A 15,442-nucleotide genomic window follows, 5' to 3' on the forward strand; every position below is an offset into this window, starting at 1 on the left:
GCGTGCGCCCGTCCATCGACTTTTTCACAAAAGAAACTTCGACGTCCTCGTTCATCTTGGACGTCCTTTCTTCTGTGGATAACACCGTCGATGTTCACACACCCATAAGCGACGAGGCTCCAGAAATCGCAGAGGCTCTGCGCACTCCGCTCGCCGCAATTGTCATTTGGGACCTCGATTCCTTCACTGCAAAAAATGCAGAACTGCTTGCAAGCCTTCGCGACTTTAGCCCGGATTCCATGATTCTCGCCTATGCGGAATCTCCCGAAAGCTATACCGAAGTTTCAAGCAAGCTCTACGACACGATTCTCTCTGTTGAGGCACTTCGCCTCCACTTGATGAGCAAGATTGCGAGGCTCAAGGAAATCTACAATGCGAAGCGCATTTTCCGCGAAAGAATGTCGCACCTCGTCGGCAAAAGCGATGCCATGCAGCGCCTCCGCAAAAACGTGGAACGCGCCATTTTGCACACAGGCCCCGTCCTTATTCAAGGCGAATCGGGCGTTGGCAAGGACCTAGTCGCACGAGCTATCGCTTGCGTTTACGACAAATTCGTCACCGTCAACTGCAGTGCCATTCCGGAATCACTTTTCGAAAGTGAACTTTTTGGCCACACGCGCGGAGCATTCACAGGCGCCCAAAACGAACGCATCGGTCTTTTCGAAGACGCCAACGGCGGAGCCATCTTCCTAGACGAAATCGGCGACATGCCGCTCCACGCTCAAGTCAAGCTTTTGCGCGTCATCCAGAATCACGAAATCCGCCCCATCGGCGCAAACAAGACGCGACATATAGACGTGCGCATTATCGCCGCCACCAACCGCGACCTCCGCGAAGAAATCCGCGAAAAACGCTTCCGCGAAGACCTTTACTACCGCCTGAACGTAATTCCGATGCAACTTTCGCCGCTCCGCGACCGCAAAGAAGACATCGAAGACCTGGCGAATTACTTTATCCGTCAGTACTCACCTGCCGGCGAGCCTTACACGCTCTCGCCCGAAGCTTTGCAAAAGCTCCAGGACCACAACTGGCCTGGCAACATTCGCGAACTCGAAAACGTCATCCAGCGCGCCCTCTGCTTTACAGATCCGGGCATTTTACGCGCTGAAGACTTGCAAATTGACGAAAGTTCCGACAACGATTCAGCAAGTCTCACTAGCGTCGACCGCGCCGCGATAAAAGCTTTCACAGCAAGCAATTACGAAGAATTCCGCGACTTGCAGCTCGACGAAGAACGAGAATTTTTGAAATCGACCATTCGCAATTGCGATGGTTCCGTAAGCCTTGCCGCCGAACGGCTCCGCATGAACCGCACGGCCCTTTACAACCGACTCACACGACTCGGCTTAAGTGTTAAAAACGTTCAATCTTAAAACCGCGCTTGCGAAGCGCATCGATCACGTTGTCTTTTTCAAGCGCCAAGTGCGCTACACCGACCACGACAAAAACGTTTCTATCTTCGCGCAAGAAGGTCGCAATAGATTCAGCCATTTTAGCATTGCGATTCACATAAACACGTTGTTCGTAACCTTCCTTAAATTTCTGATCGCTAGACAAAGAATCTTCGCTTTCGTCTTCTTCGTCATCTTTATCCAGCAAGCTACGCAATAAATCTTCATCACCCGTTTTCCAGGCGTGAATCAAGTTTTTCACAAGCGTTTCAAGCTCCGCAATTTCACGCAAAGTCGTCTTTAAGTAATACACACCCGCTGAATCAGATTCCGTCGTATCTGCAAGCGCGCCAATCTGTTCTTCAGCAGTCTCCAAGCCAACAATCGCCTTGCCATCTGACGCCGCTCTATCCAAAAGCACATAGTCAATCCCATATTCAGGATTCAATCCAGCCTGTTCAAATGCATACGCACTCAGCGTTGTCGCTACAAGCCAGGGGCGCATTTTTTCAAATACCACCATAGGAATATCCCAGGCCGCACAAAGGCTATCTAAAGACTTCCACATTTCTGGCGGCAATATATCACGGAGCAACCTATCTTCAAGCATTCCCTGCGAAACCGATTCCTTGCCAATCTCCTTCACGACTTCTTCATCGTTCATGTTGAGTTCGACGGCAAGCTCGTCCGAACGTGCAAACGCAGTATCAATCACAGGAGCAAGCGGGTACAAGGTCGAATCCGCCAAATGGATACTCCCCAGCACCCACACCGAAGAATTCTCATCAGACACTTTCCAAAAGAAATGTTTCTGTTCCGAAGAACTCGCCACACTCCGGTTACCCGCACACGCTGACAAGCAAAGCGCAACACAAAACACACCAATAGCGTAAAATAAAATCAAAGAGCGTCGCATATTTCCGTCCAGTCTAAAAGTCCATTTTTACGAGCATCCGCTGCCGAAGCCACCTTTACCGTTCCGCCATTTACGACCATAATCTTATCGCAATAGCGTTCCGCGTATTCCACGGAATGCGTCGAAACAACAATGCCCATTTGGCGTTCCACGGCAATTTTTTTGAGCAAGCGGAATAGCGCATGGCTACGCGGGATATCCAAGAAAGCATTCGGTTCATCGAGCAACAAGATTTTCACCTGCTGCGCCACGGCCTCCGCCAAGAACACACGGCTGCGCTCGCCATCGCTCAATTCGGCAATCGGGCGATTTGCAAAATTTGCCACATCCAAAAGCGCCATCGAATTTTCGACAATACGATTATCTTCTTCTGTGCGGCTGTCAAAAATTCCAGAATACGGCGAGCGGCCCAAGCGCACAAATTCGCTCACGCTCATGCGAGGCGGCACTGCACTCGACATTCGAACAAGCGAGATTTCCTGAGCGCGTTCACGAGGCGCCCATTCCGTAAGAGATTTCCCTTCAAGCGAAACCTCGCCCGCCACCGGCGCAAGCAACCCAGCAAACGTTTTTAACAGCGAGCTTTTACCGCAACCATTCTCGCCCATCAAAGCTACAACATTTCCCGAAGCAAGCGAAAAATCAAACGGGAATTTCATAGACGGGAGCGCTTTACCATAGCCCACCAGCAAATTTTTGCACTCCAGCAACGCAGTCTGCAAATTTTCTTCACTCATATCCACCCCCTAAAAACGCGCACCGGAACCGCGCACAAGCACCCACATAATCACAGGAACGCCCACCAGCGAAAGCACAGCATTGAGCGGCACCGAAGCCGGGAAAAGACCTCCCAAAAGAGCAAGCACCACACCGCACAACGCCGCCCCGGGCAAAAGCACGCGATGGTTCGTCGTCTTGAAAAGCAGATAAGCTAAATGCGGCACAGCAATCCCGATGAACGCCACCGGCCCGCAAAACGCCGTCGTCGCTCCCGCCAAAAGGCTCGCCCCGAGCAACACGCAAATCTTGGAACGCTTCACGTTGAGCCCAAGCCCGTGTGCAAAATCATCACCCAAAAGCGCCGCATTCAAGTACCGCAGCGAAACGCCAATCATCACCAAACCCACAAGTACAGCGGCCACAAAAATCCAGACATCACCGAGCGTCACGCGCCCAAAGCTACCCATGCCCCACGCCACATAAACGCGCAACGATTCCGAAGAGTTCCCTGCAATCAAGACGCTCACAATCGAATCGATAAAGTAGCCCGTCAAAAGTCCAACAATCAAAAGCACGCCCGTCTGCGCAAAACGCGTCGCAGCAAACATCACGACAAGCGTCACAAGCAAAGCCCCAAGCGCCGCCGAGCCCAGCACGCCCACACTTCCAAAGCCAATCCCCGCCAAAAGCGCAAGCGCCACACCAAGACTCGCGCCACTGCTAATGCCAAGCACAAACGGTCCCGCAAGCGGATTCCGAAACACAGTCTGCAGCGACAAGCCCGACACCGCAAGCGATGCCCCCGCCAAAATCGCCGCAATCATTCGCGGGATTCTCAAGTTCCACAAGATGTTCGACGAAACATCCGCACCCGGGCTAAACAGCGCCTGCACCACATCCGCAAACGGAATATTCACCGCGCCAAAGCAAAGTGTGGCGACGCATAACAACGCAATCAAAATCACCAACGCTATAAAACCAATCAACAACCGCCGCAAAACAAGCCTCCAATTATTCAAACACAACCTTAGAAAATTTCAACAAATTTATAAAAAGCTCCGATTCAATACATCTGAATAATACAAAAAAGCATTTGAGCGACAAGACAATAATTTCTATCTTTCTTGCCATGCTCGACTATTCACAAGTTCCAAGTCCTTGTTTCGTACTTGACGAAACTCGTCTCCGCCGTAATATGGAAATCCTCGACGATATCCAGAAAAAGACCGGCGTCAAAATCATCTGCGCACTCAAGGGTTACAGCTTTTGGCGTTCGTTCCCGCTCATCGGCGAATACCTCGCCGGCGCCACCGCCTCTAGCCTCAATGAAGCCCGCCTCGCCCGCGAAGAGATGAACAAGGAAGTCCACGTCTTCGCTCCCGTCTACGAAGACGACGAAATCGACGCCATCCTCGAAGCAGCGGACCACATCACGTTCAACAGCTTTTCGCAGTGGCAGCGTTACAAGGACAAGACGCTTGCCCACGGCGTCAGTGCCGGCATCCGCGTGAACCCGGAATTTTCGACAGTCGAAACCGACATTTACAACCCTTGCGGTAAATTCTCCCGCCTCGGCGTGACCGAAAAGGAATTCAAGCCCGAACTCCTCGACGGTATTGACGGGCTCCACTTCCATGCACTTTGCGAACAAGATGCCGACGCTCTCGAAGGCGTTCTCGCCGCATTCGAGCGTCACTTCGGCAAGTACCTCCCGCAAATGAAGTGGGTGAACTTCGGCGGTGGCCACCACATCACACGCAAGGACTACCACCGCGACGAACTCGTGCGCATCCTCAAGGATTTCTCCGCACGCTACCCGCACTTGCAGGTCATCATGGAACCGGGCGAAGCCATCGGCTGGCAGACCGGTGAACTCGTCACAAGCGTTGGCGACATCGTCCACAACGAAATGGACATCGCAATACTCAACGTTTCCATCAGCGCCCACATGCCGGACTGTCTCGAAATGCCTTACCGTCCAAGCGTCATCGGCGCCGCATTCCCGGGCGAAAAGGCACACACCTACAAGCTCACGGGCAATTCCTGCCTCGCCGGCGACCAGCTCGGCGACTTCTCATTCGACGAACCGCTCAAGGTCGGCGACCGCATCATCTTCGAAGACATGATCCACTACACGATGGTCAAGACCACGTTCTTCAACGGAGTGCGTCACCCGAGCATCGGCAAGTTCGACGAAAACGGCAAGTTCCACCTGCTGCACAAATTCACGTACGAGCAGTTTAAGGAGAAGCTGTAAGCGGTTTCGCGGCAGTTACTATTATGCTATTCCATTCTGAACAAGACACATACAACTGGGCGCTTGGATTTGCGAAGGAACTCAAGGTCGGCGACAAAGTCGCCCTCTATGGGAACCTCGGCGCAGGCAAGACCGTCATTAGCCGCGGCATCTGCAAAGGGCTCGGCTTCGAAGGCACAGTCTGTTCTCCGACATACACCATCCTCCACGAATACCCGAACAACCCGCCCATTTTCCACTTCGACCTGTACCGTCTCGAAGGCGGCGCCGATCTTTACGAAGTTGGCATGGATCCGGACTATCTCGAAAGCGGCATCAGCCTCATCGAATGGCCCGAGCGATTAGAAGAAAACGACGCAGGCATCACCCACGTCGTTAAAATCCAAATCGTATCCGAGACCGAACGCGAAATTTCTGTTGAGAAAATCGCGAAGTAATACCTTTTTTCGTAGAAATTGTCATTCCCGATTTAATCGGGAATCTCCATCTCGCTCATAAAAAGGCGATGCCGGAACAAGTCCGGCATGACATCGCGACATTGTCACCCCGGTCTCTGTGCCGGGGTCAACTTTTTTAGACTTTCTTGCGCTTACCCTTGCGAGCAAGTTTCTTGTTCGCTTTTTCAATAGAATCGGCAACAGCCTTTGCGCGGAGTTCAGCAGCAACCTGAGCCAAGGAATCCGCAATTGCCTTTTCTCTAGCAATCGAATCAGCGCGAGCAGCGGCTGCAGCAACACTAGCCTTGACAGCTTCGTTTTCGGCAATGTTGTTCCAATCCTTGCGGTCACCCTGATTCAAAAGCATCGGGCCCTTGTATTCCTTCACAATGTTGTATGCAGCAACGGTATCGCGAGCAGCCATGGCGCCCATGGCGTCGGCATACAAGTCCTTCTGCTGGTTGCGCAAGTCTTCGATAGCACCCAAGCGGTTCTGGCGGAGGATTTCCATGGAATCGCTCACAAAGCCCAAGTCCCACGTTTCATTATAGCAGGCTTCGGCATCCACGTACTTTGTAGCATCCGTTTCAGCGGCAACGTACAAAGCATCGCACTTGGCAAAAGAATCAGCGCTCTTTTGCTTGGCGTACTGGTAATAGTAATAACCACCTACGATTAAACCGATAAGAACCAGCAAGAACACACCGTCCTGCCAGCCCATAATCGGCGCCTGCGGAAGCTTCGGTCTACCATTGATTGTTTCACCGGCTTCCAGTTTTTCTTCAGCCTCGTCAAACGGGCTTTTTCCATTCAAGAAACTAAACATAGAGTCGTCCTATTTTTTTGAAATTGCGTCAAAGACGCGTGCATATAAATAAATCTGTTTCAAAAGGCTTGCAAAACCGTTCGAGCGCGTCGGCGAAAGCCCGACATTAAGTCCAATCTGCTGGAAAAACGTCGGATCCACCGAAAGGATATCGGCAGGAGCCATGTCGTTGAATATCTGTAAGGCAAGCGCACCGAGGCCGCGGCTAATCAGCGGATTCGTCGTACCGCCTTCCACATCCATCTCAAAATGGATTTTTGCGCCATCAAACTTCGGCACAAGATACATAGTCGAGGCGCAGCCCTGAATAATGAACTTTTCCGCCTTGAGGGATGCATCCATTCCCTTGTGCTCACGAGCCAAATCCAAGAGGAATTTCCACTTGTCATCCGGATCTGTGAACGAAGCAAATTTTGCTCTAATCTTTTCTTGACGATCAACAATACTTTCTGACATAATCATACTAATGCAAAAAAGAACGCATTTTCCAAATTACCGACGGGCAAGACCAAAGCACCGCAAAGAAAATTCTAAGCAGAGTCTGCTTCTCGCGCGGGAGCTTCGAGAGGCGCTTGGCGGCCTTGTCAAACTGTTCGTCCTTGATTTTTGCAAGCCCAGGCTTTGCCCTTGCAATCTGCAAATGGGACTTTCCAAGCTTAGCCATCCAACGCTCAAGGACCGATGCTTCGATACGGGCACGAGAGTTTTCATCCGTCGCATTCAGCCATTCATGAACCGATTCTGCAACGATTTTTCCGCTCAGCAAAGCCTCGACAATCCCCGAACGGCTCAACGGATTCACGCAACTTGCAGCATCACCTGCCTTAAAGAGGCCACACTTGGCAAGCGGCTTATTAGACTGCCCACAGGCAATCATGCCACCGTAAATCGCCTTTATCTTTGCATTCGGGTAATGAGTCGCAATAAAGTGCTTGAGCTTTTCACGCAAAGGCATATTCGGCTTTGCATCCTTCGAAAGCACAAAACCGACATTCACTTCCTTGCCATCACGCGGGAAAATCCAACCGTAACCGCCCTCAAATTCGCTTCCATAAAGCAAATCGATATGGTCACGTTCATGTTCAATGCCTTCGGCCACAGCAAAAATGCCCGGTTCCAAATCAGTATCGCCCGATTCAATCCCTTCAAGGCACGGAATGCCACGCGTCAGGCGGCAGCCGGGGCCACTGGCATCAACAAAAGCATCCGCCAACAGCGAGTACTTCTCTTCACCCACCTGAACATTCAAATTCCAGCCATTTTCGACCTTTTCAATGCTTTTCACAAGCGCATCAAAACGGCATTCCACGCCCGCCTCGACACAAGCATCGGCAATCGCATGGTGGAACTTCGAACGGTCGAGCAAACGGCCGCAGTCCTTGCTGTAAAATTCAGCTTTATAGCCCTTGGGCGACGTAAAATAGATGCCAGAAAGGCTCCCACGCACCCAGGATTCATCAATAGGCCACAAATCGTTCAAACGATGGGTCGATACCGCTTCTGCACAAAAAATGGGCTCTTTCCAGGGTTCCTTTTTGTCCAAAAGCAGGATTTGTCCTGTACCGCCCGTCAATTTTCCAAGCTGGTAAGCGGCCATAAGACCGGCCGGACCTGCCCCGCAGATCACCACTTTGTAAGAATTTGAACGAAAACAAGTCATTTCAACGTAAAATTAGTATTTATTTGGTCACTTTTTATTTTTAGTTGTTAGTTTTGCAAATTTTTTAGTTATTTTAGGGCTATCCGTTATTTGATTTACTTTTTCATAAAGGGAATTTGACTATGAATATGAAGAACGTCTATAAATTTGGTCTCTGCCTCCTTGGTGCACTCGCGCTCAACGTGTCTGCACAGGATTTCAGAGGTAAAGACCTGAACACCTCCTTCCGTGACAAGCGTATCGACAACTACCAGTTCCAGAAGGCAAGGGCCATCAAGGGCGTTACGGACTTCCAGCGCTCTGCCGGTGAATCTCCGAACTTCGAAGAAGCAAACCTTCCCGAAGTCTCTTTCCGCAATGCTGTGATTAGCGGCGCCAACTTCGAAAAGGCAAACCTCAAGGGCGCAACGATTAGCGGTGCAGACATCCGTTCTGCAAACTTCGAAGGCGCAAACCTCGAAGGCGCAAACCTCTATCGTGCAACGCTTCTCGATAGCAAATTCCCGAAGGCCAACCTCAAGAACGCCCGTCTCGACGCAATGAAGGTCTCTGACGAATGCGACTTCAGCAAGGCAGACCTCACTCAGGCTTCCGTGATGGACATGGACCTTACCCGTGCTGACTTCAGCAAGGCAAACCTCACCAACACGAACTTCTCCCGTTCCTTGATGGCTAACAGCGACCTCCGCAAGACCACCATGGAAAAGACGGATTTCACGGCTTGCAACCTCATCGCTGCAAACTTCTCCAGCGTGAAGCTCAACAACGTGAACTTTGCCAAGGCAGGTCTTTCCCAGGCTGACTTCGACGGTGCAGTTTTCAACAACGTGAACCTCCAGGAAGCAGACCTTTCCTTGACCACCTTCAATGACGTGGACCTTTCCAGAACACAGCTCCAGAAGGCCAAGTTCGCTCAGTCCAAGGTCAAGAACATGAAGTTCAACAACCAGGACTTGAACGGTGTCATTTTCGACAAGGGCGACGTTTCCAAGAGCTCCTTCGACAAGACCAAACTCAACAAGGCTTCTTTCTTTGACGCCAACGTCAGCAAGAACGTGTTCAACTACGCCGAACTCATGAAGGCTGTTTTCGACGGTGCCTACGTATTCAAGGACATCTTCGATAACGCCGACCTCACCAAGGCAAACTTTGCAAACTCCACCATCGAACGCTCTGCATTCAACAATTCTCAGCTTTCCGGTGCAAACTTCTCTGGTGCTAAGCTCATCAAGGTCACCTTCACCAACGCAAAGATGGAAGGTGTCAAGATTGACGCAGACACCAAGATGGAAGACGTGGACTTCTCCGGTGCAGACCTTACCGGCGCAAAGATTGAAAAGTTCACTGCCAAGCGCGTGACCTACAACGAAAGAACCAAGTTCCCCAACGGTTTCGACCCGCGCGCATTCGGTTTCACCAGACCGGGCGAAAAGCGCAAGTAAGCCTATCTGAATAACGGAAATGAGGGACGCTCCATTGGAGCGTCCCTTTTCTTTTGCAGCACCAAAGGGGCCTTACTTCTTGTCCATAAGCCAGCTTATCGCTTCAGACAGAGAATGCACACGTACGACCTTCATCCGCCCGACATTCTCCGAAAGCTTGCAACTCGCCGGCACAACAGCCTCCGTCATCCCTAGGCGGCTTGCTTCCTTGAGCCTCTGGTCTAAAAGACTTACGCCACGCACCTCGCCCGACAGTCCAAGCTCCCCAATCGCAATCGTCTGTCGCGAAAGCGGGATTCCCAAGTGATTGCTTGCCACAGCAAGCGCCAAAGCCAAGTCCGACGACGCATCATTCACCTTCATGCCACCGGCAATGCTTGCAAACACGTCCGAGGCTCCAATCGTTATACCACCGAACTTTTCCAAAAGCGCAAGGATGATCGTAAGGCGCTTCGGGTCAATCCCTGCCGCCACACGCTGCGGCACCGCAAAATTCGTCTGGTTCACCAAAGCCTGCGTTTCGAACAGGAGCGCCCGCGAGCCCTCCATCGTACAGCAGACGGCACTCCCCGGTGTCGGCGGAACACCCTCCTGCAAAAAGACCTTGCTCGGGTTCAGCACCGGATTCAATCCATGGCTCGTCATTTCAAAAACGCCAATTTCATCGGTCGCCCCAAAGCGGTTCTTGATAGTGCGCAAGAGCCTGTACTGGTGATTCCGGTCGCCTTCAAAGTAAACGACTGTATCCACCATGTGTTCCAAAATTCTAGGTCCGGCAATCTGCCCATCCTTCGTCACGTGCCCGATCAGAATTGTAATGCAGCCGGAGTTTTTGGCAAAGACCATCAAGTCCAGTGTGCATTCACGCAACTGCGTCGCGCAGCCGGGAGTCCCAGCAAGTTCACTCTTGTAAACCGTCTGGATAGAGTCAATCACAAGGACCTGAGGTTTGACCTCTTTAGCCTGCTCCAAAATCTTTTCGAGATTCGTCTCGCAAAGGAGCATCATGTCACTCCCCGAAACGTTCAACCGTTCACTGCGGAGCTTCACCTGACAGGCGCTCTCTTCGCCACTCACGTATAAAGCCTTTACACCCGCAGCATTCATCGTCGCAAGCGTCGTGAGCACAAGCGTCGATTTGCCAATCCCCGGATCGCCACCAATAAGCACCAAGCTTCCCGGAGCAAAGCCGCCTCCGAGCACACGGTCAAATTCTGAATTTGCAGTACTCAAGCGCCGAGTATCTTCTGTCGCGACATCCTTGAGCAACACCACCTTATGGACAGGCCCGCCAAGACCACGCCCTGTACGCCCAGCCCCCTCAGCAATCCGTTCAACAACATGTTCCTTAAGCGAGCTCCACGCCCCACAAAACGGGCACTTGCCAGCCCACTTGGGAGTTGTATTGCCACATTCCGTACAGAGATACTCAATTTCTTTCTTAGACTTATTTAGTGCCACCATGTGCACTAATATAATAAAAGTAGAATGTCAAAAGGTGACAATATACGGAAAATTTCCCACCCATAGGACGGGAAATTGACTTTTTGCATGGAGGAAAAGCTTTATATCAATTCATTTTTGGCATGCGTAACATCCGAAACGGTAATGATGTACTTGTCAGAACCATTATACAGCGGTTTTGCGCGAACGAACTTCACATGTCCATCTTCAAGCGTCAGAGTTCTGCCATAAGTTTCACCAGAAGCACTATTTCGATTAGCCCGTTCCATAAACGCTTCCACAGAGCAAACAGGCATCTGGAACAACTTACAGAGATTCTCTATCGAATCCGATATAGACCTTTGGACATACATAGGCTTACCTTCAAGGCAAGATAGACTCAATAGTCTATTAGTATTGCCATCGAGATAAATGATTTGGTCATACAGATTCAAAACGACAGCATCCGTCAATTCCTTGTAGGCTTCGACATCCGTATCGTTTTCATTCTGGAGTTTCAAAATCACGTCACCCGTATCCGGGTCTGCCATCATGTCAAAAGTCGATTTGATGGAGAACCATCCATTCTTCAAATTATAATTCAAATTCAGCGAAGGAACGGCCCGCTTATTTGCATAAGCAAGAATCAATTTTTCACGAGTGTAGTTTGACGTTTTCTGGACATTTACACTATCCTTTGACATCAGACTCGACAGGTAGTTGTAATGAGCATCGTAAGTGTACTTGCCATTCATTTCTTCAGGAATGTAGCTAATGCCTTCCATTCTGATAACCGGAGAATTTTTCGTAAGGTTCCAGAACAAGTATCCCTTATAACCCGGTTCGTACGACTTGGTATGAGTAGCCTCGCCCGACGCCATAAATATCTTGAACGCATTCTTGCGACCAAAGTAATTTTTCAAAGCCATATCGTCTTCAGAGACAAACACCGACAAAATGCGTCCATACGGGGTATCCCTAAAATAACGACCCACATGGTAAATACGTTTGACAAATCCCTTCTTGGTCCTGACTCTGTATGTCGTTTGTGAAGGCAGAGCACCCCTACTCCGGAACAGAGTTTCAAGAGTTTCATCAACGGCAGCATAATCTTCTGGAAGAACAGCCCCCTCAAACTTATTACCCGCCAAGCTGCGGAAATCGTCAACGTTATCGCAATCGAAGATTTCTAGCGCACGGCCATTCACATACAGGATATCCCCACTGACAGCTTCCAAAAGGATAACTCCACCCGGGACGTATTCCATATAGTTCAGCGCAAGCTGGTGGAGCAGTTCCGTATTCTTGATGGCATCGTCAATTTTCGACTTGACCTGATCCTTATTCTTAATCGGCGTAAGGATTGACTGATAAGCCCCCAAGCGGACACTTTCCTTTGCCAATTCTTCGTTATCGGTCATCACGATAAACGGCATCTGGAATTCATGCTTGTCGCCATGGAATTTCTGAATAATCTTGAAGCCATCGATTTTCGGAAGAGCGGCATCCACCAGCGCTAACGAAATACGGTTACCATACTCCAGCAAGAAATTGAGCACCTGTTCGCCATCTTCGGCAATCAGCAAGTTGTAATTCGATCTCAAGACACTTTCAAGGAAAGCGCGGTTCTGCGGATTCGTATCGGCAAGCAAGATTGTCTTTGCATCTGTCGGGAGCGACGTAATCTTACTACTCGGTGAAGAGATATCAAAGGCGCTCACATGCGTATTGCGCAGAGACATGTCATAAATGTGGTTACCTTCAATATCGGCAATCAGGTATCCACTCAAGAAGACATACGAACCACGAGCGGCATACGTTATTTCACGCGGACCCGTATAAGCCGCCTTTTCAGCTTCGTGCAGCGTATAGTACGCCGGATCCTCGAGATCATTGATGGCCTTTTCAACATCTTCAATATGGGCAAAGCCAAGGCTCGATATCTGCTCTTCGAGCTGCTTGTTCACAAACAAGAACTTAAACAAGCCATCCTTATAAGAGAGAATTCCCTTAGGAGAATCCACAAGGTAGTCTAAGCTTCCCAATTTGGAATAAACCACACGTGCATTATGGTCTTCGACAGCCATACCAATGGATTCCATGTGTTTCATGGTATCCTTTAACGGCTGAGGTTTTCCGTAATAGTACCCCTGGACCTTTTCGCAACCGATGCCCTTCAAGAAATCCATCTGTTCCTTGGTCTCGACACCTTCGGCAAGAGTCTTTAGCCCAAGATTTTTCGCCATGCGAACCGTGGAACTGATAATCGTGCGAGAGGCATCGTTAAAGTTCGAAAGGAACGCCATGTCGATTTTTAGCTCATCGAACTTGTAATCCTTAAGCGTATTGAGCGAAGAGTATCCACTGCCAAAGTCGTCCATCCAGACTTCGTAACCGACCAAACGGAATCTCTGGATTTCGCTTTGGACATAGGAATCCGAAGCCATGATGCTTTCTGTAATTTCGACTCGGATGTATTCTCGGTCAATGCTGTATTTTTTAAGAGCTCGTTCCACGACATCAAAGATATCGCAGCCGATAAAGTCCAGACGCGAAAGGTTAAAGGACACAGGGACAATCGGTTTGCCAGCATCCAGTTCCGCTCGCATTTCCTTACAGACAATGTTAATGACGTGGCTATCAAGCTTATGGATCTGGCGAGATTCTTCGAGAGCGCCAATAAAGACCGCCGGATTCAAGAAACCATATTGCGGGTCCACCCAACGGGCCAGCGCTTCCATACCGCAGAAAGTTTCCGTAATCGTACGGACCACCGGCTGGTAGTAAACCTTGATGTAACCATTATTTATAGCCTCGTCAATGTGGTTTACCACGTAATTCTGCAGCACAAGCGTCTTGCGCAAATCTTCATCGTAATAGCGGAAAAAGTTATCACTAGACTGTTTCTGAACCTTGCATGCAATCTTAGCCTTTTCGCAGGCATCGACCATCGTTTCAAAATCATCAATCTTACAGACCCCGATGTTCACATCCATCGAAATCTTGGAAACGACACTCTTGACATATTTGCGGATTTCACAAAGTTTTTTCTCGATGTTTTTCATGTCAGCAACGACCGTAAAATGGTCATTGGCTAAACGACAAATCAAGTTATTCGGGAATACTTTCTTTAGCGCCGCTGCAAAATTGAGCAAAAACTCATTGCCCTTATCATAGCCATTGGCGTTATTGTAGAGTTTCATCCCGACAATGTCAAAGAATACGACAGAAGGAGTTCCTCCGGCAATCCGGATATCGGTCACATAGCTTTCGCCACGCATGCGGCAATATTCCATATTCGGAAGTCCCGTCAACGTATCAAAATAACGGTCCGTTCTTTCACTTATCCTATGGAAAATCGCATCCTTACCATGCCACTTGATCAGGGAAGCCTTTAAAATCAAATCTCCGCCCGTACGGGAATTCGGAACAAGGACTTCACCTTTTTCAAGGACCTCGTCAAGAGTAATGAGCTGGACTTCATTAGGGTCAAAGAAATATTCTTCAAATGTAATGCCGGAATCAAAAGCTTTTACAGGCGTCCAGACCTTATCTACAGACGCACTGAGCATGTAGATTTCGTGAGTCTTGGCATCGACAATGACAAAAGGCTCTACGCTGTCATTGTTCAAAAACTCAATCAAGCTGTTATCAAATTCATTACGGAAATCCTTGCACGTATCAAAAGCAGAGGTCACATCGTCGTAAACAACAATTGCACATTCAGAGCCATCATCCAAAATACGATGGTAACCTTGGGCATGCAATGTACGGTATTCGTCCTTGCCATACAGTTTTTGGCGGTAAACAACCTCGTAGTGCCCATTCTTGTTTTTTGCAAATTCTTTAGCCTTAGTCGCTACAAAAACAATGTCTTCACGATGGACATCTCTGTACATGTCCGTATCGAGGAACTTCAACAAATCTTCGCGAGTACAACCAGGGGTCTGCCAACGAACAAGTCCATCAGAAACAAGAATAGTCTGAATATGACCATCTACAAATCGGTAGACAGCAAGCGGAACTTCGGAATGCTCCAATTCATTCCGAATCCCCTCAGGAATCTTTTTTTCACCAGCATCAGACATAACCACACGCCTCCGCAGCGAAGGATTTACATCCCATAACAGTCCAAAACCACTCCCCTCCCTATGTCCCTCTAAAGGTTAAAAATAACCTTTATTTATTAAAATAGCATAAATTTTTGAAATTCGCAAGTTTTGTGAAGTATTTTCGTATTAAAATTAAAATATTAGTGTGACTGGCGACACACATTAAAAAGGCCGAAATTTCACAAAAAAGCAAAAATCCCGCAAGGACTGCGGGATTAAAAATTCGCCTGTTGGGCTA

Annotated in this window: 12 protein-coding genes; 4 read left to right on the forward strand and 8 right to left on the reverse strand. The window is 49.4% G+C overall.

Annotated elements, in window-relative coordinates; all coding sequences use genetic code 11:
• The first annotated feature begins 2 nt into the window (after positions 1–2).
• Positions 3–1,373 carry a sigma-54-dependent Fis family transcriptional regulator gene (locus tag CRN95_RS02050; RefSeq protein WP_088630335.1) on the forward strand — a complete coding sequence of 457 codons (1,371 nt, stop codon included), beginning with the start codon at positions 3–5 and terminating at the stop codon, positions 1,371–1,373.
• On the opposite strand, the gene CRN95_RS02055 is transcribed toward CRN95_RS02050, so the two are convergent.
• The 3 genes from CRN95_RS02055 to CRN95_RS02065 all read right to left on the reverse strand — a co-directional run bounded on the left by CRN95_RS02055 (position 1,354) and on the right by CRN95_RS02065 (position 4,025).
• Positions 1,354–2,184, reverse strand: a complete 831-nt coding sequence (locus CRN95_RS02055; RefSeq protein ID WP_159462257.1) for a TraB/GumN family protein — start codon at positions 2,182–2,184, stop codon at positions 1,354–1,356. The two genes, CRN95_RS02050 and CRN95_RS02055, sit on opposite strands and share 20 nt — an antisense overlap.
• 107 nt (positions 2,185–2,291) lie before the next feature.
• Positions 2,292–3,044, reverse strand: a complete 753-nt coding sequence (locus tag CRN95_RS02060) for an ABC transporter ATP-binding protein (protein ID WP_088630337.1) — start codon at positions 3,042–3,044, stop codon at positions 2,292–2,294.
• A 9-nt stretch (positions 3,045–3,053) separates the two neighbouring features.
• Entirely contained in the window at positions 3,054–4,025 is a 972-nt protein-coding gene (locus CRN95_RS02065; protein WP_097019967.1) for an iron ABC transporter permease, read from the reverse strand.
• A gap of 131 nt (positions 4,026–4,156) precedes the next feature.
• Here CRN95_RS02065 and nspC point away from each other — a divergent pair, with 131 nt between their 5' ends.
• Both nspC and tsaE read left to right on the forward strand, forming a co-directional pair.
• Entirely contained in the window at positions 4,157–5,284 is a 1,128-nt protein-coding gene (nspC, locus tag CRN95_RS02070) for a carboxynorspermidine decarboxylase (protein WP_097020285.1), read from the forward strand.
• Positions 5,285–5,307: 23 nt separating this feature from the next.
• The gene (gene tsaE, locus CRN95_RS02075; protein WP_097019968.1) at positions 5,308–5,721 is read left to right on the forward strand and encodes a tRNA (adenosine(37)-N6)-threonylcarbamoyltransferase complex ATPase subunit type 1 TsaE; all 414 of its coding nucleotides are present in this window, start codon (positions 5,308–5,310) and stop codon (positions 5,719–5,721) included.
• 136 nt (positions 5,722–5,857) lie between these two features.
• Here the strand turns inward: tsaE and CRN95_RS02080 are convergent, their stop codons facing one another.
• From CRN95_RS02080 to CRN95_RS02090, 3 genes are read right to left on the reverse strand one after another with little or no spacing between them, the layout of a single operon-like run.
• On the reverse strand, positions 5,858–6,547 hold the full coding sequence (locus CRN95_RS02080; RefSeq protein ID WP_097019969.1) for a hypothetical protein: 690 nt from the start codon (positions 6,545–6,547) through the stop codon (positions 5,858–5,860).
• Between the two features lie 9 nt (positions 6,548–6,556).
• Entirely contained in the window at positions 6,557–7,009 is a 453-nt protein-coding gene (locus CRN95_RS02085) for a SufE family protein (RefSeq protein ID WP_235002820.1), read from the reverse strand.
• 1 nt (position 7,010) lies between these two features.
• Complete coding sequence (locus CRN95_RS02090; RefSeq protein ID WP_097019970.1) at positions 7,011–8,207, reverse strand: NAD(P)/FAD-dependent oxidoreductase; 1,197 nt, start codon at positions 8,205–8,207, stop codon at positions 7,011–7,013.
• Positions 8,208–8,329: 122 nt separating this feature from the next.
• On the opposite strand from CRN95_RS02090, the gene CRN95_RS02095 reads away from it, so the two are divergent.
• Positions 8,330–9,649 (forward strand): pentapeptide repeat-containing protein, encoded by a 1,320-nt coding sequence (locus tag CRN95_RS02095; protein ID WP_088630342.1) that lies wholly within the window; start codon positions 8,330–8,332, stop codon positions 9,647–9,649.
• Positions 9,650–9,721: 72 nt separating this feature from the next.
• On the opposite strand, the gene radA is transcribed toward CRN95_RS02095, so the two are convergent.
• Together radA and CRN95_RS02105 are read right to left on the reverse strand one after the other, a co-directional pair.
• The gene (gene radA / locus CRN95_RS02100; RefSeq protein WP_097019971.1) at positions 9,722–11,113 is read right to left on the reverse strand and encodes a DNA repair protein RadA; all 1,392 of its coding nucleotides are present in this window, start codon (positions 11,111–11,113) and stop codon (positions 9,722–9,724) included.
• A 101-nt stretch (positions 11,114–11,214) separates the two neighbouring features.
• The gene (locus CRN95_RS02105; protein ID WP_097019972.1) at positions 11,215–15,180 is read right to left on the reverse strand and encodes an EAL domain-containing protein; all 3,966 of its coding nucleotides are present in this window, start codon (positions 15,178–15,180) and stop codon (positions 11,215–11,217) included.
• Between the last annotated feature and the right edge of the window lie 262 nt (positions 15,181–15,442).

Source organism: Fibrobacter sp. UWB16 (assembly GCF_900215325.1).
Classification (GTDB): Bacteria; Fibrobacterota; Fibrobacteria; order Fibrobacterales; family Fibrobacteraceae; genus Fibrobacter.